The 23,629-nt window shown below is 47.6% G+C and carries 18 protein-coding genes and 1 other annotated feature; of the genes, 4 read left to right on the top strand and 14 right to left on the bottom strand.

The window, feature by feature from the left end:
- Position 1: 1 nt before the first annotated feature.
- The 3 genes from hisG to ACVA58_RS02455 all read right to left on the bottom strand — a co-directional run bounded on the left by hisG (position 2) and on the right by ACVA58_RS02455 (position 3,205).
- Positions 2–898, bottom strand: coding sequence for an ATP phosphoribosyltransferase (gene hisG, locus ACVA58_RS02465; RefSeq protein WP_446508860.1), 897 nt, complete (start codon positions 896–898; stop codon positions 2–4).
- A 36-nt stretch (positions 899–934) separates the two neighbouring features.
- Positions 935–1,071, bottom strand: a sequence feature (His leader region).
- 386 nt (positions 1,072–1,457) lie between these two features.
- On the bottom strand, positions 1,458–1,976 hold the full coding sequence (locus tag ACVA58_RS02460; RefSeq protein ID WP_446508859.1) for a YchJ family metal-binding protein: 519 nt from the start codon (positions 1,974–1,976) through the stop codon (positions 1,458–1,460).
- Positions 1,973–3,205 carry an EAL and HDOD domain-containing protein gene (locus tag ACVA58_RS02455; RefSeq protein ID WP_446508858.1) on the bottom strand — a complete coding sequence of 411 codons (1,233 nt, stop codon included), beginning with the start codon at positions 3,203–3,205 and terminating at the stop codon, positions 1,973–1,975. The genes ACVA58_RS02460 and ACVA58_RS02455 overlap by 4 nt, the downstream gene beginning before the upstream one ends.
- A 208-nt stretch (positions 3,206–3,413) precedes the next feature.
- Here ACVA58_RS02455 and ACVA58_RS02450 point away from each other — a divergent pair, with 208 nt between their 5' ends.
- Positions 3,414–4,316 carry a sulfite exporter TauE/SafE family protein gene (locus ACVA58_RS02450; RefSeq protein ID WP_446508857.1) on the top strand — a complete coding sequence of 301 codons (903 nt, stop codon included), beginning with the start codon at positions 3,414–3,416 and terminating at the stop codon, positions 4,314–4,316.
- Positions 4,317–4,422: 106 nt separating this feature from the next.
- On the opposite strand, the gene lpxH is transcribed toward ACVA58_RS02450, so the two are convergent.
- Both lpxH and ACVA58_RS02440 read right to left on the bottom strand, forming a co-directional pair.
- The gene (gene lpxH / locus ACVA58_RS02445) at positions 4,423–5,154 is read right to left on the bottom strand and encodes a UDP-2,3-diacylglucosamine diphosphatase (RefSeq protein WP_446508994.1); all 732 of its coding nucleotides are present in this window, start codon (positions 5,152–5,154) and stop codon (positions 4,423–4,425) included.
- Positions 5,155–5,194: 40 nt separating this feature from the next.
- A complete protein-coding gene (locus ACVA58_RS02440; RefSeq protein WP_255040108.1) occupies positions 5,195–5,692 on the bottom strand; it encodes a peptidylprolyl isomerase in 498 nt (165 codons plus the stop codon).
- Positions 5,693–6,010: 318 nt separating this feature from the next.
- On the opposite strand from ACVA58_RS02440, the gene cysS reads away from it, so the two are divergent.
- Complete coding sequence (cysS, locus tag ACVA58_RS02435; RefSeq protein WP_446508856.1) at positions 6,011–7,393, top strand: cysteine--tRNA ligase; 1,383 nt, start codon at positions 6,011–6,013, stop codon at positions 7,391–7,393.
- A gap of 260 nt (positions 7,394–7,653) precedes the next feature.
- Positions 7,654–8,739 (top strand): glycerophosphodiester phosphodiesterase, encoded by a 1,086-nt coding sequence (glpQ, locus tag ACVA58_RS02430; RefSeq protein WP_446508855.1) that lies wholly within the window; start codon positions 7,654–7,656, stop codon positions 8,737–8,739.
- Positions 8,740–8,814: 75 nt separating this feature from the next.
- Here the strand turns inward: glpQ and ACVA58_RS02425 are convergent, their stop codons facing one another.
- The 3 genes from ACVA58_RS02425 to ACVA58_RS02415 all read right to left on the bottom strand — a co-directional run bounded on the left by ACVA58_RS02425 (position 8,815) and on the right by ACVA58_RS02415 (position 13,876).
- Complete coding sequence (locus ACVA58_RS02425; RefSeq protein ID WP_446508854.1) at positions 8,815–11,913, bottom strand: hypothetical protein; 3,099 nt, start codon at positions 11,911–11,913, stop codon at positions 8,815–8,817.
- A 286-nt stretch (positions 11,914–12,199) separates the two neighbouring features.
- The gene (locus ACVA58_RS02420) at positions 12,200–13,018 is read right to left on the bottom strand and encodes an ion transporter (RefSeq protein ID WP_446508853.1); all 819 of its coding nucleotides are present in this window, start codon (positions 13,016–13,018) and stop codon (positions 12,200–12,202) included.
- A gap of 219 nt (positions 13,019–13,237) precedes the next feature.
- Positions 13,238–13,876: a YchE family NAAT transporter gene (locus tag ACVA58_RS02415; protein WP_446508993.1), complete on the bottom strand. Its 639-nt coding sequence runs from the start codon at positions 13,874–13,876 to the stop codon at positions 13,238–13,240.
- A gap of 709 nt (positions 13,877–14,585) precedes the next feature.
- On the opposite strand from ACVA58_RS02415, the gene adhE reads away from it, so the two are divergent.
- Positions 14,586–17,285 carry a bifunctional acetaldehyde-CoA/alcohol dehydrogenase gene (adhE, locus tag ACVA58_RS02410; RefSeq protein WP_446508852.1) on the top strand — a complete coding sequence of 900 codons (2,700 nt, stop codon included), beginning with the start codon at positions 14,586–14,588 and terminating at the stop codon, positions 17,283–17,285.
- 123 nt (positions 17,286–17,408) lie between these two features.
- Here the strand turns inward: adhE and ACVA58_RS02405 are convergent, their stop codons facing one another.
- From ACVA58_RS02405 to ACVA58_RS02380, 6 genes are all read right to left on the bottom strand, one after another.
- A complete protein-coding gene (locus ACVA58_RS02405; RefSeq protein ID WP_446508851.1) occupies positions 17,409–18,095 on the bottom strand; it encodes an SDR family oxidoreductase in 687 nt (228 codons plus the stop codon).
- Between the two features lie 298 nt (positions 18,096–18,393).
- Positions 18,394–18,900, bottom strand: coding sequence for a VC2046/SO_2500 family protein (locus ACVA58_RS02400; RefSeq protein WP_446508850.1), 507 nt, complete (start codon positions 18,898–18,900; stop codon positions 18,394–18,396).
- Positions 18,901–18,997: 97 nt separating this feature from the next.
- Entirely contained in the window at positions 18,998–20,179 is a 1,182-nt protein-coding gene (locus tag ACVA58_RS02395; protein ID WP_446508849.1) for a MalY/PatB family protein, read from the bottom strand.
- A gap of 111 nt (positions 20,180–20,290) precedes the next feature.
- Entirely contained in the window at positions 20,291–21,259 is a 969-nt protein-coding gene (locus tag ACVA58_RS02390; protein ID WP_446508992.1) for an alpha-L-glutamate ligase-like protein, read from the bottom strand.
- 9 nt (positions 21,260–21,268) lie between these two features.
- Positions 21,269–22,774: an inactive transglutaminase family protein gene (locus ACVA58_RS02385; protein ID WP_446508848.1), complete on the bottom strand. Its 1,506-nt coding sequence runs from the start codon at positions 22,772–22,774 to the stop codon at positions 21,269–21,271.
- A 20-nt stretch (positions 22,775–22,794) separates the two neighbouring features.
- Positions 22,795–23,562 carry an ATP-dependent zinc protease family protein gene (locus tag ACVA58_RS02380; RefSeq protein ID WP_446508847.1) on the bottom strand — a complete coding sequence of 256 codons (768 nt, stop codon included), beginning with the start codon at positions 23,560–23,562 and terminating at the stop codon, positions 22,795–22,797.
- Positions 23,563–23,629 lie beyond the last annotated feature (67 nt).

The raw sequence follows: 23,629 nt of genomic DNA, 5'->3' as shown, positions 1-23,629 counted from the left end.
CTTACTCCATCATTTTTTCAATTGGTAGAACCAAGATTGAACTAGCGCCCAGTTCTTTAAGTTGTTCCATGGTTTCCCAGAACAGGTTTTCGGAGCTTACAAGATGTACTGCTACGCGGCTTTTGTCTTGTGAAAGAGGTAACACGGTTGGATCTTCAGCACCCGGTAACAGGGCTTTGATTTGGTCAAGGCGCTCTGCCGGAGCGTGCAGCATAATATATTTGGACTCTTTGGCCTGGATAACACCTTGCATACGGGTTAATAGACGATCGATAAGCGCTTGTTTGTCAGCTGACAGCTCACCGGTCTGCTGGATTAGCACGGCTTTAGAGCGCAGGATCACTTCTGCTTCTTTCAGGCCATTGGCTTCAAGCGTGGCTCCCGTTGAGACTAAATCACAGATAGCATCTGCAAGGCCGGCACGGGGGGCAACTTCAACTGAACCGTTGAGCATACAGGTACTGAACGTCACGCCCAGCTCGTCCATGTAGCGTTTAACCAGTTGCGGATAGGTCGTCGCGATGCGCTTGCCCTGCAAATCCTGTGGGCCGTTGTACTGAGCGTCTTTATCGATGGCAATCGATAAGCGGCAACCGCCGAAGTCCAAGCGGCGTAGTTTGATGTAGTTTGCTGGTTCACCACGGGCTTCACGCTCAAGGCCGACTTCTTCTAGCTCGTTTTCACCAATCACACCAAGGTCAACCACGCCGTCCATGATCAGGCCCGGAATATCATCATCACGTACCAGCAGTAGGTCAATCGGCATGTTTTCAGAATGCACCACCAAGCGCTCGCCCACCATGTTGAACTTCACGCCACAGCGCTTGAGCAGTTCCTGGCACTCTTTGCTCAGGCGTCCTTTCTTTTGAATCGCAATTCGTAGTCGTTGTGTCTGCATTGTTTTAATCCCTGTTACTCGATGTTGAGCCTGAAAACGAAAAAACCCTCGGAAGATTTCTCTTCCGAGGGCCTTGTAATCTGTACTATGACGACCGCTGGAAGAATGTTTTTGCGTCTTCCAGAGCGAGGCGTATCCTCCCGAAAGACTAATCAGGATGATGATGGTGGTGTAGGTTTACCATTGGGATACGCATAGTTATGTACTCTGTATAAATCATTATTAACGCTTGCTTGTGATTCACACTAACGAAGCTGGATTTATTTTGCAATAGCAATTTTACGGAAATATTAAAATTTTATCAGGAGGTGAACAATGGTTGAACAAAATGTCATCACTGGGGGAGATAGTGCGACGATATTAAACGGATTTTCACTTTGGGATGAGCTTATAGGCAGTGCACTTGCAACAAGCTGCTATACGAAATGTTAACAGGAACTAATGGTGGTGAAAGGCTAGAGCGAATGGGGGAATTCGACTGATTATTCGGCTTTGTGAATAATATGTCGGATAAGAAAACCCCTCGCGTCGGCTAGGGGCTAAATGATTTAGGCTGATATCAACCGCAGCACTTTTTGTGTTTTTTGCCACTGCCACATAGGCAAGGGTCATTACGGCCGATCTTATCGCTTACTGCAGAGGCTGGCTTATGCTCTTCGGAAGCTGAAGGCTCTGGGTATTCACCGTCAATGTAGAACCACAGCTGTTGGCCATTAACCGTTTCTTTAACAAAGCGCGAGCGTTCGTACAGGCAGTATTGCTCGTCGCCTTCTTGGTAAAACGCTTTAAATTCGACAAAACCCTCGTACTCTGTCGCAATTTCGCTGTTGATCACCTCGAGCCCTAACCATTGGCTATTTACTGATTCGGCAATGGCTTCACGGTGTTGCTCAGCGTCGCAGCTAGGGTGATAGGTTGCCACGACATAATCGACCAATCCCAGTACATGGGCACTATAACGGGAGCGCATCAGTTGTTCTGGATGGTTAGCCAGACTTGGGTCTTGGTGGATAGGCTGGCAGCATTCCGCTAGCGGGCGTTGGCTGCCACATGGACATGACAGGGTTTGTTGGGTCATGGTTTACTCGGTAAAGTTTGTTCAAAGACAGTGGCCCATTTTAAAGATTCAAGGTAGGTCTCTGCAACGGTTGATTGCTTAATAGTTAGTGCCTTGCATAGCCGCTCAATGGTCTGCCAGTCTGCTTGATCGTAGGCAATAGCTAAGCGCAATAGTCCCCCAAGCTGGCCTTTGCGGTTAATGAGGGCGTGCTGGACGGGTTTATCCAATGGTAATTGGTCAATTAGTGCTCCAATGGGTTGCTCGAGAATAGAGTCGAGCAGGGAAAACAAACCGGTCAAGAAGGCTTGGTTACTGTCAATGCGTGACTGAAACTGCTGGCTTAACTGTTCACAGAAGCGGGCTCGCTGAAGCGATAAGAAGTAAAGTGATTCGGGCTTGTTTTCGACCGCATGGGAGGTCGCAACAAAGGTAACAAAACGTCGTAGTTTCTCTTCACCTAAATACACCAATGCCTGCTTGAAGGAGGAGATGGGTTTGGCACGGGTGTAAGTCATGTTGTTGACATGACGCAGTAATTTGTACGACAGCGTCACATCGGTGGCAATGATTTGCTCTACTTTGCTAAAGTCGACTTCGGTAGAGCTAATTTCACGATATAGCCTCAGGGTCGTCAGGGCTGAGGGCTTTAGTGCCTTCTTGCTAACGATTTCAGGGCGGCTGAAAAAGTAGCCTTGGAACAGATCAAAACCAGCCTCGTAAGCCGCCGTGAACTCGTCGTGGGTTTCAACTTTCTCTGCCAGAAAGATAATGCGGCTGCCTTTTTCTTTATGGCGGCGGATAAAAAAGCTCGCTTTGGCCAGTGGCGTTGCCCGCAGATCAAATTTGATGATGTGAACATATGGGATAAAGCGGTTCCACTCCGGAGTCGGGGTGAAATCATCCAGTGCCAAGGTATAGCCGGCCCGATGAAGCTCGCTGACCGCTTCCAATAACTCATCATCAGGTTTACAGGTTTCCAGAATTTCGATGATGAAGCTTTTTTTTGGGAAAAGCAGTGGAATGCGGTTGAGTAGGCTACTGTGTGGGAAATTGATAAAGGCTTTTTTCCCCGAGGTCACATCATTGTTGCCAGAGCTTAGAAAATTATCTGTCAGCAGGCGGTGTGTTGCCTGCTCGTCACCAATTTCTGGGAAGCTGTTTTTCGGACCGTCTCGGAATAATAACTCATAACCGATGGTGTCCTTCTCCCGATTTAGTACAGGCTGTCTGGCAAGATATGAATTCATGTGAACAATAATCGTTTTTAGGCATGATAGTCATTATTAATGCTGTTGCATTTCATGACTGATGTATGGCTTTTCGTACAAATTATGACAAAAATTATCCGATTAAGACAGTGTTACTGTTTCTTATTATTTGTCATGATTTCAAGCATGGAATTATGCACGAGCATAATGGATAATCCGCGCCTTTCCGAAAAAATTTGTGTAACTCATGACAGTATTCACAGTCATACAAGCGGGATTGCTTGTAGGTGGACTGATTTTCATCGCTATGTTGCTCCTTTCATGGCGAAAAAATCGAGTGCAGGAAGCACAAACAAAAATCTTACCAATTGGCCTTATTGGTGGCTTTGCCAACTTTTGTGACACCCTAGGTGTAGGTAGCTTTGCTATCAAAACTGCAGGCTATAAACAGTTCAAGCTTATTGACGATCAGCTTTTGCCGGGCACGCTCAATTGCCAGGCAGTGTTGGCGACGGTTGTACAGTCCCTTATTTTCCTTACGGCAGTGGATGTTGACCCAACGACCTTGGTCTGTATGGTATTAGCCGCTTGTCTGGGGGCGACAGTGGGAGCTCGCTTAGTTTCAAGCTGGGATCGTCAATTGATCCGCTTGGTAATGAGTGCCGCTTTGCTGGTGGTAGCAAGTCTGATGTTGGCCGGGCAGCTTAAGCTGTTCCCGCTTGGTGGACTGGAGTTGGGGCTAAGTGGCTGGAAACTGGCGGTTGCCATTGCCGGTAACTTCTTGTTCGGTGCATTAATGACGGTAGGTATTGGTCTTTATGCCCCGTGTATGACCATGGTATACCTGTTGGGGATGCATCCCTTGGCGGCATTTCCTATCATGATGTGCTCGTGTGCTTTCTTGAGCTTCTTTTCTGCGGGCGGATTTATCCGCATGAACCGTATTAACAGCCGTGCAGCGTTGGTGGTGGCGATTACCGGCCCTATTGGTGTGGTCATTGCTGCGTATTTGGTGAAATCGCTAGATTTGCATTTGCTGGCATGGTTGGTGATTGGTGTGGTGCTGTATACCTCTATTACTATGTATCGCTCTTGGGCAAAAGAGCGAATGAATGCTGGAAACGAGGCATTGGCGAGTTCTGTAAAATAACTCTCTGAGGTTGAGTCACTTTCATATAAAAAAGGTACGCGGTGGCGTACCTTTTTTGTTTTCTAAATGACTCTATATTCATAAGGGAACTATTATGACCCGGGAGCTATTGCGGTTGAAAATCACGCGTTTCGAGCTGGCAGCCCTGCGGGTTACAAACCAATACAGACCCATGATCATACCAATCACCCAGTACGATACGGCTGGCTGCTTGCCCATCGACAGACAGAGCGTGGACATCAGGGCGGTGGGTATGACCGTGGATCATCTGCTTAACCTGATATTCAGCCATCACATGGACGACTTCATTCGGGGTGACATCCATAATCGCTTGGCTTTTGCTTTGATTGGTTTGACTGCTGCCGCTACGCATTTTATCACCGATACGTTGTCGATAGCTCAGTGGCAGGCGGAAGAAAAGCCATTGAATAAAGCGGTTATGTACCTTCTTGCGGTAGCGCTGATACCCTTCATCCAGAGTACACAAGGTATCCCCGTGCAGGATCAAGCTTGGTGTACCATAAAGGTCGACGACCGTATGCTCTGGTAGTAGCTGGACACCTGTTTCTTGGCTAAAGCGCTTACCAATGAGGAAATCCCGGTTGCCATGGATAAAATAGCAAGGAACACCGCTGTCGGTCAGTTGGCGGAAGGCCGTTTTAATTTGCTGGTGAAAAGGGGAGTCGTCGTCATCGCCGATCCACATTTCGAATAGATCGCCCAATACATAGAGGGCATCAATACCACGAGCCTCTGTGGACATAAAATGAAGAAAGCAGGCGGTAATATCTTGCCTGTCGGCACTTAAGTGCAGATCAGAAATAAAAAGTGTGGTCATAGGCGGGGAGGGTGGCACAACGGCCACCCTTTGTGAAGCATTACTCTTCGATAGTGACGTTGTTGATAACAACTTCTTCTACCGGTACGTCTTGGTGCACGTAGCCCCAGTTGCCAGTCGCAACGCCCTTGATCTTGTTTACTACGTCCATGCCTTCAACGACTTCAGCAAATACGCAGTAACCCCAGCCATCAGGTGTTTCTGATTTGAAGTCTAGGAATTTGTTGTCGTTCACGTTGATGAAGAACTGAGAGCTTGCAGAATGCGGTTCCATAGTACGAGCCATTGCTAGCGTGCCAATTTTATTGCTTAGGCCGTTGCTTGCTTCGTTCTTGATAGGAGCGCGAGATTCTTTTTCTTCCATACCAGAAGACATACCGCCGCCCTGAACCATGAAACCATCGATAACGCGGTGGAACAAAGTACCGTTGTAGAAACCGTCACGGCAGTACTGTAGGAAGTTTGCACAGGTTTCCGGCGCTTTCTCAGTGTTTAGTTGGATTTTGATGTCACCAAAAGTAGTGTGAAGCGTTACCATGAGCTTGTCCTTTAATAGGTGTATATTGCTTTAAACATTGGATTCTATCTTAACCGACATAGGCGTCAATATTAACCGACGTTGTTCGCTTTCTCTGGCTTAAATAGGTGGAAAATTAGCCTTTTGCATAACTATAGATGAAGGTCGTTTAGTTCGCATGGCATGCGTTGGCAAGGTATGGTGCGCAAATTTACAGCTGGGCGATATACTTTACACGGGCATAAGCCGTCACAACGGTATTTTTCCTTGCCTTAACTTGCCAATAAAGGTGTAATTACAGCCTTATACCGTAACCCAAATAATGAGTACCGAAGAGACATGTTGAAGATCTATAACTCACTGACAAGACAAAAAGAGGAATTTACACCCATTCAGCCAGGTAAAGTTGGCATGTATGTCTGTGGGGTTACCATCTACGATCTCTGTCACATCGGTCACGGTCGTACTTTTGTGTCATTTGATGTGGTTTCTCGCTACTTGCGTTACTCGGGTTACGATCTGACTTTTGTACGTAACATCACCGACATCGATGACAAGATCATCAAACGTGCAGCAGAGAACGGCGAAAGCTGTGATTCTTTGACCGAGCGCCTGATCGGCGAAATGCACGCTGACTTTGATGCGCTAGGCATGAAACGTCCGGATATCGAGCCGCGTGCAACCGAGTTTATTGCTGAAATTATTGCGATGTGTGAGCGCCTGATCGAACGCGGTTTTGCTTATGTTGCTACCAATGGCGACGTGATGTTCGAAGTGAGCAAGTTTGACGAATACGGTAAGCTATCTAAGCAAGATCTTGATCAGCTGCAAGCTGGTGCGCGTGTTGATATCGAAACGGCTAAGCGTAGCCCACTTGATTTTGTACTGTGGAAGATGTCCAAGCCAGGTGAGCCGACGTGGGAATCCCCATGGGGCGCAGGCCGTCCGGGCTGGCACATCGAATGTTCTGCGATGAACTCTGCGATTTTGGGTGATCACTTTGATATCCATGGCGGTGGTTCAGATTTGCAGTTCCCACACCACGAAAATGAAATTGCTCAGTCTTGCTGTGCTACTGGCTCTCAGTATGTAAATACTTGGATGCACAGCGGCATGGTAATGGTTGATCGCGAGAAGATGTCTAAGTCTCTGGGTAACTTCTTTACTATCCGTGATGTATTGGGTCACTACGATGCTGAAACTGTGCGTTACTTCCTGATGTCTGGCCACTACCGTAGTCAGCTAAACTACAGCGAAGATAACCTGAAGCAGGCTCGTTCTGCACTTGAGCGCCTGTACACATCACTTCGTGGTCTTGATTGCTCCGTTGAAGCCGCTGGTGGTGATGAGTTTGTTACACGCTTCAAAGAAGCGATGGATGATGACTTCAACACACCAGAAGCTTACTCGGCACTGTTTGACATGACGCGTGAAATCAACCGTCTGAAAACCGAAGATATTGCAGCGGCATCAGCACTGGGTGCACGCATGCGTGAATTGGCTGATGTACTAGGTCTACTGGCCCAAGATCCTGAAGCCTTCCTGCAGAGTGGTGCAGGTGAAGACGATGATGTTGCTGAAATTGAAGTGCTTATCCAGCAGCGCTTGGATGCTCGTGCAGCAAAAGACTGGGCGGCAGCGGATGAAGCCCGTGACAAGCTGACAGCGATGGGTATCATTCTGGAAGACGGCCCTCAAGGTACCACTTGGCGCCGTAAGTAAAAGTTAACCTCTTTCGAAATTGAAAAGCCGGAGTTTTTGCTCCGGCTTTTTTTATATAACTGCTTCTTAAATTTTTACATCAATATCACCATTCGAAATAAACATGGTCGTTAGCGAGCGTTATTGATCACGCAATCCAACCGTCATGCTGTTGAAATAAAAACGAATCACTATGATGCTCGTATGTCAGGTATGTTGCATACTCTTATATTGCATACTACCTAGAAGATAATAACAACGCGTTGACTAGGACAATAATAATGAAAACAGCTTGCCTCGCTGCCCTGATCGGCAGTGCTCTACTCACTTCCCCAAGTTTCGCCCAAACCAATACTGATCAAGCCAATAATGAAAAAGTGGTGGTTGCCCACCGTGGTGCGTCGGGCTATTTGCCAGAGCATACCCTTGCTGCCAAAGCGTTGGCTTATGCCATGAAACCTGACTATATCGAGCAAGATGTGGTGATGACCAAAGATGACAGGTTGGTGGTACTGCATGATCACTACCTTGACCGTGTAACCAATGTGGCTGAGGTTTTCCCTGAGCGTGCCCGTAAGGATGGCCGCTATTATGCGATTGACTTTACTCTTGCTGAAATAAAACAGCTCAGTGTGACGGAAGGCTTTAATATCAAAGACGGTAAGCAGGTCCAGGGTTTCCCTGAGCGTTTCCCGATCTGGCAGTCAGATTTCAAGGTACCAACCTTTGAAGAAGAGATCGAAATGATTCTCGGGCTGAACAAAACCTTGGGTTACGATATTGGTATCTACCCAGAAATCAAAGCGCCATGGTTCCACCGCCATGAAGGCAAAGATATCAGTGTTGCAGTGCTGAAAGTGCTTAAGCAATACGGATATATCAGCAAAGACAGCAAGGTGTACCTGCAAACCTTCGATTTCAACGAACTCAAGCGCATTCACGATGAGTTGATGCCGGCCTTGGGTATGGACGTCAAGCTGGTTCAGCTGATGGCTTACACCGATTGGAATGAGACCATGGTGTATGGTAAAGACGGTAGTGCGACACCATACAGCTACGATTGGATGTTTCAGCCAGAAGGGATGGCTGCGGTGGCAAAATACGCTGACGGTATTGGTCCATGGAAACCGATGGTGGTGTCTGATGACTCAGAAAAAGGCAATATCAAGCTGACGGGCCTAGTCAAGGCTGCCCATGAAGTTGGGATGCAGGTCCACCCTTATACGTTCCGCTCTGACGAAGGCCGTATTCCAGCTTACGCCAATGATTTCAATGATATGTTGGATATCTTCTACAAAACAGCCAATGTTGACGGCGTGTTTACCGATTTCCCCGATAAAGCGGTCAGCTACTTGAACCGGCAGTAACGACCAGCACTGTTATAAAATATACAAAAGCCAGCCCACCCTTGAGCTGGCTTTTTATCGTTGGTAGGAGCAGAGTTATTTGATTAACCTGACGTCAATTCGGTTCCACTCGACGACTTCAGAAGCAGGGTCAATGCCTTCTTCCTCACATTTAGCTCCATCTAAACCTGTTCCGTCGTAGCAACCACCATTGACGGTTGGCTTGAAAGGGACGGGCGATTGGCGGTACACCACAATTGGGACGGCGGATTGCCAAGTACCGCTTTTAAGCGCTCTATCATCAATCATTTTGAAGGTCAAAAAGCGTTTAGTGGTGCCGTCTTCGCAATAGGTGTAATTGCCCATTGGCTGGGCTTCTGCGGTGTGGTCAAGCACCGCTTGGCTGTCGACGTCGGTTGTACACCCGTCAAAGCGTTGGGCAATGAACAGTACTGGGCGAGTATTGGTTGCTGTCGGCTCCATACCTTCCGGTACCATCATTACTTTCAATATTTCTCCAGGGCCGTATTGTTCCAGCTGCTCACCAGTCGCTGGAAAATGCGATACCCCTGCAAACATCACCTTTGTCGCGTTCAAGTTCTTGAAGTTCTCATTGCTCGGAGAAGTATTGAGCCGGCTTTCGAGCTGGAATTCGTCATCGTCTAAGGTTATATCGCGGTTTGAGTCTCCTAACGCCGGTGGGTGGATGGTAACAGTGGGCATTGCATTCTCTTTGAGTGGCCAGTAGTTGTCGTTCCCTCCTTCACTGATTACGATACCGGCTTTGGATTTTATATATTGATAATCTTGAAGCGTAATCAGGCCGGTATTGCTATCAATGTCGAGCAAAGTACTTGAGCCGTTCTCGGCATATAATCGTTTACCGATAGGGGCTTGTTTAATTGGCAAGCTTACCTGTTTGAGGGGAGAGAAGTTCACTTCAAACGGTTCTACGTATAGGCCCGGATGTTCAGCTTTGGCGATGATATTGTTGATGGTAAGTGGGTCGATATTATAGTTGTTGGATTCTGCGCTCACTAGCACAGAGTAGTTCCCTGCCGCATTGATTTTAAGCTCGCCGGTAGTAGCATTGATAAGCTCAACTGGGCTGTTTCCGCTCTCTATAAGGCTGTAACGTAATACCGCACCAGTTGGTATGTCATCGAGTGTCGGCAGGATAGTTTTGCCCTGTGCGTAGCTGCTGCTTGGATAGTTTACATGAAGGTGAGCCACCGCTTTCATTATGTTGACAGTAAAAGAGGTTTCCGCGGGTTGGTAGAACTTGGTGCCACTATCCGTAACTCGTATAGTGGTCTTGCCTGCGTTCAGCACGGTCATTTGTCCGCTGGCACTATCGACACGAACAACATTAATGTCGGCACCGTCAGCCAGGGCATAGCTCAGGGTACCGTGGTGACCCGAGATGTATGGTGGTTGGAGGGCCTTATCTCCTGATTGGTAGGTAACTTCAATGTTGCTAGCTATGAGTTTGGTATCGGCTGGGTTTAACGTAACCAGTAAGGGCTGGGATTTAGAGGCGAGGTAATCTTGGTTTTCTCCCGAATTAACGGTTAATACAGCGTGCCCTGGTCCTATTGCTTTCAGACATTGATTACCTGCATCGTATTCAACCACACTAGGGTTACTGATGGCTGAAACTTCTAATTTGCCCTTGTTACCGCTTATAAATTGTGAGATCGAAAAGCACGCTGATTCTTCGAATTGATGTTCCAGATCTTTGATTGTCAGCTCAGGGTGTTCAGCCTTGTTGATAGTGATATTCAGTATGGCTGGGGCTGACGGGTGGAAGTGTCTACCGCCTGAATCCGTCACCGAAAGCGAGGCCGTACCCGCATGCAGGGCTGTTAGCTTATCACCATTAATCGCAACGACATTGTTATTGCGGCTTTTGGCATATTCAAAGCTCAGTGTCCCTTCCTGCCCCTCGAGGTGCGGGTGCAGCGTTTTGTCCAAAGCATAGGTCGTAGATAACTGCGATGTTTTTGCCAACCCCGGGTGGGTTCCCTTAGTAACCGTCATTGAAAAGGTAAAGTTAGAAGGGTAATAGTTGGGGTTGCTGTCGTCGATGGCCGTGATACTGACGCTGCCAGTATCGAAGATCTGAGGTAACCTTGTTTGCTCATTGATAATGACAGCTGAACTATCGCCTTCTATGACATAACGAGGGGTAGCTATGGTATGACGGACAACAGGTGTGATGATATCCCCTTCTTTGAATGGTACAGAAATCGGGTCAACCTCCATGGCAACACGGGTACCTTGGGTGATGCTTACACTAATTTTGGCTTGTTGCTCAGGGGTGTCGAAGTCTGCGCCATTGAACGCCACTACGTCAATTGTGGCTTCACCGACACTAAGCACTGAAATAAGTCCTGACTCCTTATCAACTTTCACAACATCGGTTCGGCTATCTTCGCTGAGGGTATAAGAATAGTCCGCGTCGGAGCTACCACTGATCTTCCAAGGGAGCAGCTTCAAATTGGTAGAGTAGGGTTCACTTATTGGGGCAAAAACTAAATCTGGGCTCTCTATTGCCTTTATAGTCACCGAAGCGCTGGAGGAGGCCGGTTCGTAATAGTCATTGCCGCTATCGGTGACATGAATCGTTGCTGTGCCCGTAGCTAGCGGGGTGATAATGCCACTCGAAGGGTCGATATCAATCAGATACTGGCTACTTGGGTCAACAGAGTAGTGTAGTGTGCCGTAATGATGTTCCGTAATCACCCGATGGGTAGTGGAGTCCCCAAGGTTCAAGGTCAGATTGGGCACATGAAAAGCGGTATTGGTCCCTTTGGCAACATCGATGGTACAGGTTGTTTCAGAGTCTTGGTAACCATCGCTGGTATCTGTTGCCTTGATAGTCAACATGCCAGGCTTGAGAACAGTGATGCTGTGGTTATCTGTGCCGATGATAGCCATATTTTCAGGTTGACTATCGATAATGGAAAGCTGTGCAGTGCCAAACTGGTTGTCAAAAGTTGGAATAAAGTGCAGGCCATCTACAAAGCTAAGTTGTCTGTCTTCACAGCTCAATGCCTGGCGAGGTTGTTTGGGTGAGGCGGGTTTTTCTTGAACTTTATCGGGAGTACTGCCACCGCCGCCTCCTCCGCAGCCATATAGCGTTAAGCCGCTAAACAAAAGTGACGCAAGCAAGGTGTAGCTTTTCGTTGTCATTGTTTTCATTTCTCCATGGTCTAGGCGTTAAGCAAAATTCATCCATGAAGGTTGTGAACGCTGTTTTATTTACCGCGGATTCTAAGGCCAGTGGAGAGAAGATTCAACGTACTGAAATTAATAGAAAGGTGCGCTTGGGATGCGCCTTTAATTGTTGGTTGAATTGAAAATAGCCAAAATACTAATCAACTCAGTAGGGTAGGGGTATTTGTTGACGTGGCGGTATTGCAAGCATTGCATTTGCGTAATCAATGTTTCCCTCTTTGATCGGGCTTATCTATATGATTTATAAATGTTCAGGCAACTCGGTCCCGCATTTCTTGCAGAAGTTGGCATCGGTTTCATGGCCGCTGGACGAACAGTTGGTACAGCGGATCAAGTGGCGTTGGGTTTGCATCTCCTGACTGAGCTCTGCGGTGATGATCCCGGTTGGTACTGCCAGAATGGAATAGCCCAATAACATGGTAATAGAAGCGATAGCCTTGCCGATATCGGTTTGCGGCACGATATCACCATAGCCAACGGTAGTAATCGTGACAATAGCCCAATAGATGCTGGCAGGAATACTGGTAAAGCCGTTGTTTGGCCCTTCGACAATATAGAGTAGGGAGCCTAGTACCGTTACCAAAATTGCCACGGAACTGAAGAAAACCAAGATTTTTCGCTGTGCCATTAGCAGCGATCGCAACAGGATATTGGAATCTTTCAGGAAGCGAGCAAGTTTGAGAATCCGGAAAATACGCATGACTCTGATTAGTCGGATGATGAGCAGGTAGTTCGAGCCCGGAAATAAGAAAGCAAGGTAGCTTGGCAGTACGGCAATCAAGTCAATGACGCCATAAAAGCTGCGCGCGTAAGCCCATGGCTTGGGTGAGCAGTACAGCCGTAACAGATACTCGACGGTAAATAACAGCGTGAAGACCCACTCAAGCACTGTCAGCGCCTCGCTGTATTTGAATTCAACGGTGCGGATAGTCGAGAGGATAAGGATCAACTCTGAACACAGGATTGCCACGATAAGCGCAATATCAAAATTGCGGCCAGCTTTGGTTTGGGTGCCGAAGATGATTTGGTAAAGGCGCTGTTTACGGGTCAGGGTAACCAAGGCAATTAGTCTCTAGTAACAGTATAAGTCTATAAATAATAAACCAAACTAATTCGGCTGAGTAAGTGCAATCGCTCTTTTACTGAGAAGAACGGCGCAATTGTGCAAGCATATTGACTGGATAGACAAGCTGAGGGGAAGGAAAGAATAAGAGGAAGAATTAAAATGGCCGGAGAGAACATCCAGCCATTTTAGAAAATAGGGGGGCTATAAGTTGAATTATGCGAGACCAGGGAATAGGGCACGTAGACCATTGGCAATAAACTCAATCCCCAGAGCGGCCAGAATCAAGCCCATAATACGGGTGATCACGTTGATACCGGTTTGGCCTAGGAAACGGACGATAATCGGTGCCGCGCGAAATAGCAGCCAACAGCAGGTCGCAAAGGCAACGATAGTCAGCGCAATGCCAACGGTGCTGGTCATCCCAGGATAGCGTGAGCCATAGACGATAGTTGAACTGATCGCACCTGGACCAGCCATCAATGGCATCGCCAGCGGCACGACGCCAATTTGTTCACGACTTACAGATTCTGATTTTTCCTGCTTATTCTGTTTATCTTCACCCAGCTTACCGCTCATCATCGAGAAGGCGATAGTCAACAACAGCAGACCACCGGCAACCCGGAATGAGTCGAGAGAAATACTGAACATATCCAACAAGAACTGACCCGCAAGTAGCGATACGGTAAGAATAACAGTTACAGCAATGTTGGCTGTTAGGGCTGTTTTATTTCTTTCTTCCGGGCTCATGTGGCCAGTCAATGAGACAAAAATCGGCATAATACCGATTGGGTTGACGGCAGCGATCAAGCCGACAAAAAATTGCAGAAAAATGGCTAATTCAAGTGGTTGCATATCGATTTTAGTATTCATTATGGGAGTTTTAAGCCCAACAGGTAACAAGAATAGCCAAAGGTTAGGTAATTGCATTGCGGGGAATGGGGGGTGAAGCCAGCAAGGCTTGTTCATTCCGTGATCGAACCTTCGATTAAAACAGTATAAACCTGTTGATCGGCGATACTTTAAGCCAATTGTCTGTATTTCACCAATTAAAAATAGTTATAACTACCCCTATTTTAAGTTATTTATGATTATCTTGTTGCGGTGGTGTAAAAGGTGTTGGTTTAGGTTACTCTTTGATGGGTAGCTCGTGTGCTACATTAATGAAACAAAACTGAATGAGATACCAGTGAAAAATGTGAATTAGCTCTCGTTATGACTCGAATGTGACAAAATGCGTAGCTTTATTACGTAATATTATGGCTTGATGTTGGCGAGATTTAGCTATCCTTTGTTGGCTATCAAGCGATGCGGTCACAATTTCATCGCTAAGGTTATTGTTTTTGGGTGATATGCGTCAAAAAATAACAAAGTGTAACTCTAAATGGTTACAAGTGATCTAAATCAATTTTTTTCGAGCTGTGAAAGAATATAATCAGTTTTGAAAGCAATTTACTAAGTATGTGTGTTACCGGCTTTTTGAGCAGGATGGCTCCCGGATAACCTCAAAGGATGTGAACGCATCCTTACTAAAAAGTTTTCAATCTTAAGTTAGGAGTTAACTATGCCTGTTACTAATATGGCTGAACTAGATGCAATGGTTGCACGCGTAAAAGCGGCTCAAAAAGAGTTTGCTACATACTCTCAGGAGCAAGTAGATAAAATCTTCCGCGCAGCTTCTCTTGCTGCGAACAATGCACGTATTCCTCTAGCTCAACAAGCTGTAGCCGAATCTGGTATGGGTATTGTTGAAGATAAGGTTATTAAAAACCACTTCGCTTCAGAATTTATCTACAACAAATACAAAGACGAAAAAACCTGCGGTATCTTGGACGAGAACGAAGAGTTCGGCACCATGACCATCGCGGAACCAGTAGGTATTATTTGCGGTATCGTACCGACAACTAACCCAACATCTACTGCAATCTTCAAATCTCTAATTTCACTTAAAACACGTAACGCGATCATCTTCTCGCCACACCCACGTGCTAAAAACTCAACAAACGATGCTGCTAAGCTAGTACTTGATGCTGCTATTGCTGCTGGTGCTCCGAAAGATATCATCGGTTGGATTGACCAGCCTTCAGTTGAGCTTTCTAACGCACTGATGAAGCACAATGACATTAACCTTATCCTTGCGACGGGTGGTCCAGGTATGGTTAAAGCGGCTTACTCTTCTGGTAAACCAGCTATCGGTGTTGGCGCGGGTAACGTTCCTGTTGTTATCGACGAAACTGCAGACGTTAAGCGTGCTGTTGCTTCTATCCTAATGTCTAAGACATTCGATAACGGTGTTGTGTGTGCTTCTGAGCAGGCTGCAATCGTAGTTGACGAAGTATACGACGAAGTGAAAGAGCGTTTCGCTACGCACAAAGCTTACGTACTAAGCAAAGCAGAAGCCGATAAAGTACGTAAAGTACTGCTTATCGACGGTAACCTAAACGCAAAAATCGTTGGTCAACCAGCGGCAGCTATCGCAGAGATGGCGGGCGTTAAAGTTCCTGCAGACACGAAAGTACTTGTTGGTGAAGGCCTGGGTAAAGTGTCTTACGATGACGCATTTGCTCATGAGAAACTGTCTCCAACACTAGGTCTATTCCGTGCTGACAACTTCGAAGACGCGGTTGCTCAAGCTGTAACTATGGTTGAGATCGGTGGTATCGGTCACACATCTGGTCTTTACACTAACCAAGACGTGAACGCAGACCGTATCCGTTACTTCGGTGACAAGCTAAAAACTGCACGTATTCTTGTAAACATCCCGACAACTCACGGTGGTATCGGTGACCTTTACAACTTCAACGTAGCACCTTCTCTAACTCTTGGTTGTGGTTCATGGGGTGGTAACTCTATCTCTGAGAACGTAGGTCCTAAGCACCTTATCAACAAGAAGACAGTAGCGAAGCGAGCTGAAAATATGTTGTGGCACAAACTACCTAAATCAATCTACTTCCGTCGTGGTAGCCTTCCAATCGCGCTAAGCGACCTAGAAGGTAAGAAGCGTGCATTCCTAGTTACTGACCGCTTCCTATTCAACAACGGTTACGCGGATGAAGTTGTTAGTCTTCTTAAGCAGCAGGGTATTGAAGTACAGACTTTCTTCGACGTAGAAGCAGATCCAACGCTTTCTGTTGTTGAGAAAGGTGCTGAAGCAATGAAGAGCTTCCAGCCTGACGTAATCCTAGCGCTTGGTGGTGGTTCACCAATGGATGCTGCGAAGATCATGTGGGTAATGTACGAGCACCCAGAAACACACTTCGAAGAACTAGCAATGCGCTTTATGGACATTCGTAAGCGTATCTACAAGTTCCCGAAAATGGGTAAGAAAGCTGAGCTTGTATGTATCACGACTACATCTGGTACAGGTTCTGAGGTTACACCTTTTGCCGTTGTAACAGATGACAAAACTGGTGCTAAGTACCCACTAGCTGATTACGAGCTAACACCACAGATGGCTATCGTTGATGCGAACCTAGTCATGAACATGCCTAAGTCGCTAACAGCATTCGGTGGTTACGATGCGGTTACTCACGCACTAGAAGCATACGTATCTGTTCTTGCTAACGAATACTCTGACGGCCAGGCGCTACAAGCACTTAAGATGCTAAAAGAGTACCTACCTTCAAGCTACGCGAATGGTGCTAATGACCCAATCGCTCGTGAGAAAGTACACAATGCAGCAACTATCGCTGGTATCGCGTTTGCGAATGCTTTCCTAGGTGTTTGTCACTCAATGGCGCACAAGATTGGTGCTGAGTTCCACATTCCACACGGTCTGGCGAACGCACTACTAATCTCGAACGTTGTACGTTACAACGCGAACGATAACCCAACTAAGCAGACTGCATTCTCTCAGTACGACCGTCCACAGGCACGTCGTCGTTACGCTGAAGTTGCTGACCACCTAGGCCTAAGCCAAGCTGGCGACCGTACTGCGCAGAAGATTGAGCGTCTACTAGCATGGCTAGAAGAGCTGAAAGGCGACCTAGATATCCCACTGTCAATTCAGGCAGCAGGTGTTCCGGAGTCTGACTTCCTAGCGAAACTAGACGAGCTATCTGTTGAAGCGTTTGATGACCAATGTACTGGTGCAAACCCTCGTTACCCGCTGATCAGCGAGCTGAAAGAAGTACTAACAGCTGCTTACTACGGTAAGCCATACGTTGAAGGTGAGACATTCGAAGGTACTTCAGTTATCAAGAAATCTGAGCCAGCAGCAGAAAAACCAGCTGCAAAAGCGAAGAAAGAGAAAGCTGAAGCCTAAGCATTGTATTAGCTAGCGCATAAAAACTAATTTTTAGCCCGCCATTTTGGCGGGCTTTTTTGTGTATGCAATATATATTTCTGCGTTAGAAAGTGCTCAAACTGTGTTCGGTATAATCAACAGTTAGCTTACTTCTGCTTCAATCATCCGGCCGTTGAAATAGTCATTAGCGACAATATATTCGGCACTTCTGGCTATCTCATATTGAAGCGGTGAACTTAGCTTGCTGGGATGATTATTACAGGCGCACTCGATAGTGAGTGGCACGACACCTCCGACCCGGATTTTGAACTCAGCAAGCTCTTTGGCCCAGCTCTGGGTCAGGCCAGAGACGATGGCTTTTGAGCCTGAGTGGACAGAGCTATTGATACACTCTTCATTCGCAGCCAGATTGATAATGACGCCGTGGCAATTGTGATCCCGCATATAATGGGCGGTTTGCTTGCCGAATATGAAGAACGGGGTCGCTTTTTCGTTCATCGAACGATTGAATTGATCCACTGATGATGGGCTAAGCAACGACGGTAGTTCCGAGCCGACCCAACAGTTGACCAAGACTTCAATTTTGCCAAAGTGCTGATGAACATTGTTAATTAGTGTACCAATGGTTCGCTCACTTTGGTCTGGGATCTGATAGGACTGACATATGGCTCCGACAGCTTGGCAAGCCTGTAGTGTTTGCCCTAAGGCATGTTGGCGTTCATCAACCAGCGCCAGTTTTGCCCCCAACGAGGCAAAATGGAGACACAGGGCTTTACCCAAAGGGCTGCCTGCCGCAGTGATGAGGATGACTGAATGTGCGATATTCATAGCTCTTCCTATATTAGGCTGCCGACACACTGTTACTGTCAAAAAGCCAACTTACAAATCATATACTTAGGTTACGTAGTCATTGAAAGCATGTCTGTGAATAATCCCCCAAACTCGTGACCCAGCATTAAAATGTTAGTGAAACGTGATCGCTGTGCAGCATTCAAGTAACAAAGCTATGAAGGCGGTCACGAAATTAATTTCGTAATGACGGCTCTATCAATACTCTTAGTGATAAATTGGCCGATCCTGCCCTGAAAATCAGGCAAATATGCTTATCGTGCTGCAAAGGTGAAGGTTATACGCCGTACATTTCAGCGAAACGCTTGGCTTGAACTAGCGATAGGTATAGATCCTGAGGTGATGCCTTGATCGTTGCATCTTCGGTTGGTGGTAGCAGGCGGCGTTCGTGGCCAGAAAGGTTGTGGTACACCTCTTCCGGCATGCCTTTGGTGCCTTGTGGTGGGTAACTCAGTGGAGTTGGCTTGAGTCCATCAAGCAGGCGTGCATCGGCCAAGCCACTTTCATGAAAGGCCTTAGCTTGCTGGGCGGCATTTTGATAACTGCTCTCGTTGGCCGAAAGCGGTTGTGGCTCGGGTAATTCAAAGTAAGCGCGAAGCTCGCTCTCGGTTTTGCCTGGCGCTGGAAGTGCGTCGACGGGGGTGGTTTCAAGTTGCTCGGGAGAGAGCAGGGCCAGCATCAAGGCAAAATCGGCACGACGTCCCCCCTCAACCGCATGGCTGAGTTGGCTGCCAAGCTGAACTTCATTGATCAGCTGCGCTTTGTCGAGTGAATGAATTTGCATTGAAACTGTACCGAATAAAACAAACCAGTGTTATGGCATTTGTATCGGTACAGCTTGTGATTTCTTTAATAAAAAGTGCGTGTTGGCAATTGAATGGTTACTCTTTCGCCATTTGCTGTTCTTGTAATGTTGTGACGGCTTGTTCCATTCGCTTTAAAGCCTCGAGTAACGTTTGATGGCGGCAGCCAAAGTTGAGCCTGACAAAGCCAGGGTTGCCGAAATCAGCACCGGGTGATAACCCCACACCGGCTTGCTCGAAAAATTTAAACGGGGAGCTAACAGGTAAGGCTGTTGCATCGATCCATGCCAAGTAGGTTCCCTCAATAGGGGCTATGGTGAGATAGGGCATGTTATTGATGGCCTGTTCAACCGTGGCTTTGTTGCGCCTTAGGTAAGCAAGTTGTTTTTCCAGCCAAGGCTGACCCAGTGAATAGGCGGCTTCTGCGGCGGTATAGGCCAGCACATTGACGTCGGGCACGACGCCGGCCTTGGCCCGAACGAACTCTCGTCGCAAACTTGAATTGGGAATAATCGCCATCGAGGCTCCGAGCCCAGCGATATTAAAGGTTTTGCTTGGTGCGAGCAGGGTGATGGAACGTTGCGCGGCATCGTCATTGAGGCTGGCAAAGGGAATGTGCTGGCAATTGGGGGCTAGCAATAAGTCACAGTGGATTTCATCGGAGCAGACAATCAGTTCCTGTTGCCTAGCAAAGTCAGCGACCGCTTCTAGTTCTTTCCTGCGATATACCGTGCCGCCAGGATTGAGTGGGTTGCAGAATAACAACAACCGCGTATCGGACAATAAGGTGCTGTCATCTAGTGACATTAACCAGCGTTGATCCTCAAGCGTAACAGGCAATTTGCTCAGTGGTCGCTTGGCCAGTTTGGCCGATGATTTAAATGGCGGATAAATTGGACTCGGGCAAACAACCCCTTGTTCTGGTTGGCAGACCGAGCGAACTGCTAAGTTGATACCGCAAACCAGCCCCGGTAGATAGACAATCCATTCAGGCTCAATATGCCATTGATAGAGGCGTTGCATCCGTTCGACAATCAACTCGGTCAGCGTTGTTGGTGCACTGCCGTAGCCGAAGATACCATGGTCGACATGTTGATGCAGGGCATCGGTGATCGCCTGAGGTACCTTGAAGTCGCTATCGGCCACCCACATTGGCAGAATATCTTGGCCTTGGTATTTTTGCCATTTGATACTATTGCTGCTGGTACGGTCGATATGTTGATCAAACAGGGGATCGAGTGGCCGAGTGTCGGAGTGCATTCATGAGTCCTTTGAGCTGTCAGAAAGACTTATTATTGCCATATGATGGCCAAAGAAAAAAGCCCCAGCACAAGGCCGGGGCTTCATATATATATATTAACAAAATGGGTGTCAGAACTTTGATTTCGAACCAAATTGTTCGGCCGCATAGGCGACCCGTTCTTCGGGTGTTGGCGGCTTGGCAGGCACTCCAAGGTTTTCTATATGCCGAAGGCGAGGCAGTAGGCCTGCACCATTGGCCGTTTGAATCGCCAGTCCCGGTCGAGCATTGAGCTCAAGCACCATTGGCCCTTGGACTTTATCAAGTACCATATCGGTACCCATGTAACCCAACCCTGTCATTTCCCAGGCACTGGAGGCCAAGGCGAGTAGCTTAAGCCAATTAGGTACTGCTAGTTCACTAAGCAGACGGTCTGTATCCGGGTGTCGTTCAACCGGTTGGTCGAACTGTACGGCACGGATGGCCTTGCCTGTGGCGATATCAATACCCACACCGACTGCGCCTTGGTGTAAGTTGGCTTTGCCATCAGACGCCGCTGTAGAGCAGCGCATCATCGCCATCACCGGATAGCCCTTGAAAACGATAACCCGCACATCGGGCACACCTTCATAGCTAAAGCCATCGAAAACGTCATCAAACTGGATCAGGTTTTCGACCATCGCCACATCGTTTTTTCCCCCCAGCGAGAACAGTCCCGCCAAGGTGTTGGTGATGTGTCGCTCGACATCTTGTTTGTTAATTTCGGCACCGGATGGTTTTACGTACACCCCATCCTTGTGCTTGACCACAACCAAGATCCCTTTACCACCGGAGCCTTGGGCTGGCTTGATAACAAAGCCCGGCCAGTCTTTGACCATATCATGGACGCGTTTGACGTAAACCTGGCTGTCAATGACACCAATCAGCTCGGGAACAGTGGCTCCGGCCTGCTTGGCGATCAGCTTGGTCTTTAACTTGTCGTCAACCAACGGGTACAGGCTACGATCGTTGTAACGGCCGATGTAACTGTGATTGCGCTGATTCATCCCCATGATGCCACGGTCACGCAGCTTGAACGGAGACGTAAACTGTGAAAACAGTGACATAGTTTAGTCCTCCGCTAGTGGCTTGAAGCGTCGTAGCTCACTCAAACGGTAGCCAGTGTAGTTACCTAGCATCAAGATCAGTGCCAGAATAAGCAGCTGAATACCAATAAAGTTGAACGTTAGGTGGCGGATCAACGGGTTAGTCATTGCCAGGTACACAAATACAGCGGTAAGTAGCGAGCCACCACCTTGGACAAGGACTTCCTTCGCCCCTTCTTCTTCCCACAGGATAGACATACGTTCGATGGTCCACGATAGGATGATCATCGGGAAGAAGGTAATGGTAAGGCCTTCCACCAAACCAATCTTGAAGGCGACAACGGTAAATACCGAGATAATCATGATAACCGTAATGATCACCGCGGATATTCTCGCTACTAGAAGTAAGTTGAGTTTGGACAGGTAACTCCTGATCACCAGGCCAGTACCAACGATCAGCAGGAAGCCAAGAATACCCGTCACTAGCTGGGTCTGGACAAAGGCTACTGCGATCAGAACCGGCATGAAGGTACCTGAGGTCTTCAGACCGACAATAATCCGCAGGAATACCACAATCAGCGCTCCGATTGGCACCAGCATAATGGTCTTGAACATTGCCTGCTCTTCAACCGGAAGGCTGTGTATCGAGAAGTTCAGTAAGTCTTCAGCCTGCACTTTTTCGCGCGTTGCTTGCTGCGGTGTGATGTCCTGGGCAATGATCGAGAAGCTGATGTTAGAGTTGCGGCCACCAATCACATCCAGCAGCGAATGTCCTTGCTGGTTCCAAAGCAGAATGTTGTCAGGTTTGCCTTCTTGGCCTGTTTGAAGGTCAAACAATTCCCAAGTCTGGCCACCCCACACCTCTACCATTGGCGTTATGCTTTGGCGACGTCGACCATCTTCCAACTGCAAGCCACCGACAATACGGGCGTGGATTTTTTCCAGCGAAAGCAGGTTGATGATGGCTTGCTCGCGGCTGAGGCTATTGAGCAACAAGGCTGAATTCTGGTTGTTGCGGTCGTTGAATTGCTTAATTAGCTCGCGGGTAAGGGTGATGTTGTCGGAAGACAGGCTGCGAGCTTGGTCGAGTAGGGCGCTAGCGGCTGTTTGCTGTGGGTTATCAAGGCTAACCGCAACGGTATCGCCTTTAGGCGGCGCCATATTAAAGCTTGCCTGATCATCGACCAGCATTTGGGTCTTGTAATAAAGGATCTGCTTGCCGGTTGCTTCGCGGATAGACCATTCAGCGCGGCGGCCCTTATTCGTATCAATGAGAGCAACGCCATAACCCGGCGATGAGGTACTCTCATCAATCTGGGTAAACCCTTGCTGGGTCTCCGGTGCAGCCATGGAGACTTTGACTGGATCACCGATGGCATCAAACTCAATGCGGGACTCTAGCTCCCATAGCGCACGTTCTTCACCTGGCGTCCATGGCACCCCGTAGACATCGTGGCGGTACATACTTAATGCCGCGCCTGCGATGACGAGTAGAGTAATAAGAAAATAAAACGGGATTCTTGATGTCATGACGTCCTCATCATTTGTTATTAGTTTTGTTGTATTTGTTGTTCATTCATTCCCTGAACAAACTTTTTACCTACGTCAACAAGCGCTATGTCTTTGAAAAACTCTCGCCCTAATAATACTGGATAGGTCATTTGTGTGCGATCTGCCAACGTAAATTGTGCTTTTTCATGAAGCTGACCGAGTTTTACCCATGCTTCTATCACCGGACGACGGTTTACGCCGTTAGCACTGGCTTGGCGGATCTTGACCCAACGAACCACTGGTGCCTCGATGATATCGGCTTCGCTCGGGTTTTCATCCGAGGTGTGGTTCATGTTGAAGCGAGCCCACTCTTTGCCATCTCGCTCAAAAATCTGAACGTTGGTTGCACTGACCGATGAGGTCGTTGCTCCCGTATCAATCCGGGCTTTGTAAAAGCTCATGGTCGCGTCCAGCCAAACCCACTCCTCTTCCCCTAGAATCACTTTTCCGTGGGCAATACGCGGGTCGTTATCGGTGATAACCGGTATTGGCGCTTCCTCTTCTTCCTCTTCCGTGAAAGCAAAAAGGGTCGAATCAGTGTAGCGCTGGCTCATGTCTTCCGACAAGGTAGATATTTGCTTCTCTAACTTATCAATATTAGCGTTTTGGTCATCAATTTGTTTGATCATGGTTGCAAGCTGGAAATTTACACGATCTTCCATGACATTAATTGCTTGCATAGTTTGTTCATGATCTTGTTGTGGCTGGGTAAGGCTACAGCCAGAAAGGACAGCAAAGGTCAGTAATGGTACAAAGCGGCGAAGCATTTTATCTCCCGGAGGTACTTCTTTTTTCTTAGGCGGCAGTATTTTAGCGTAGAAAAGGGGACGCGAA

Source organism: Photobacterium sp. DNB22_13_2 (genome assembly GCF_052873915.1).
The sequence above is the reverse complement of the archived record's forward strand: the minus strand, read 5'-3'. Positions and strand labels throughout refer to the sequence as shown.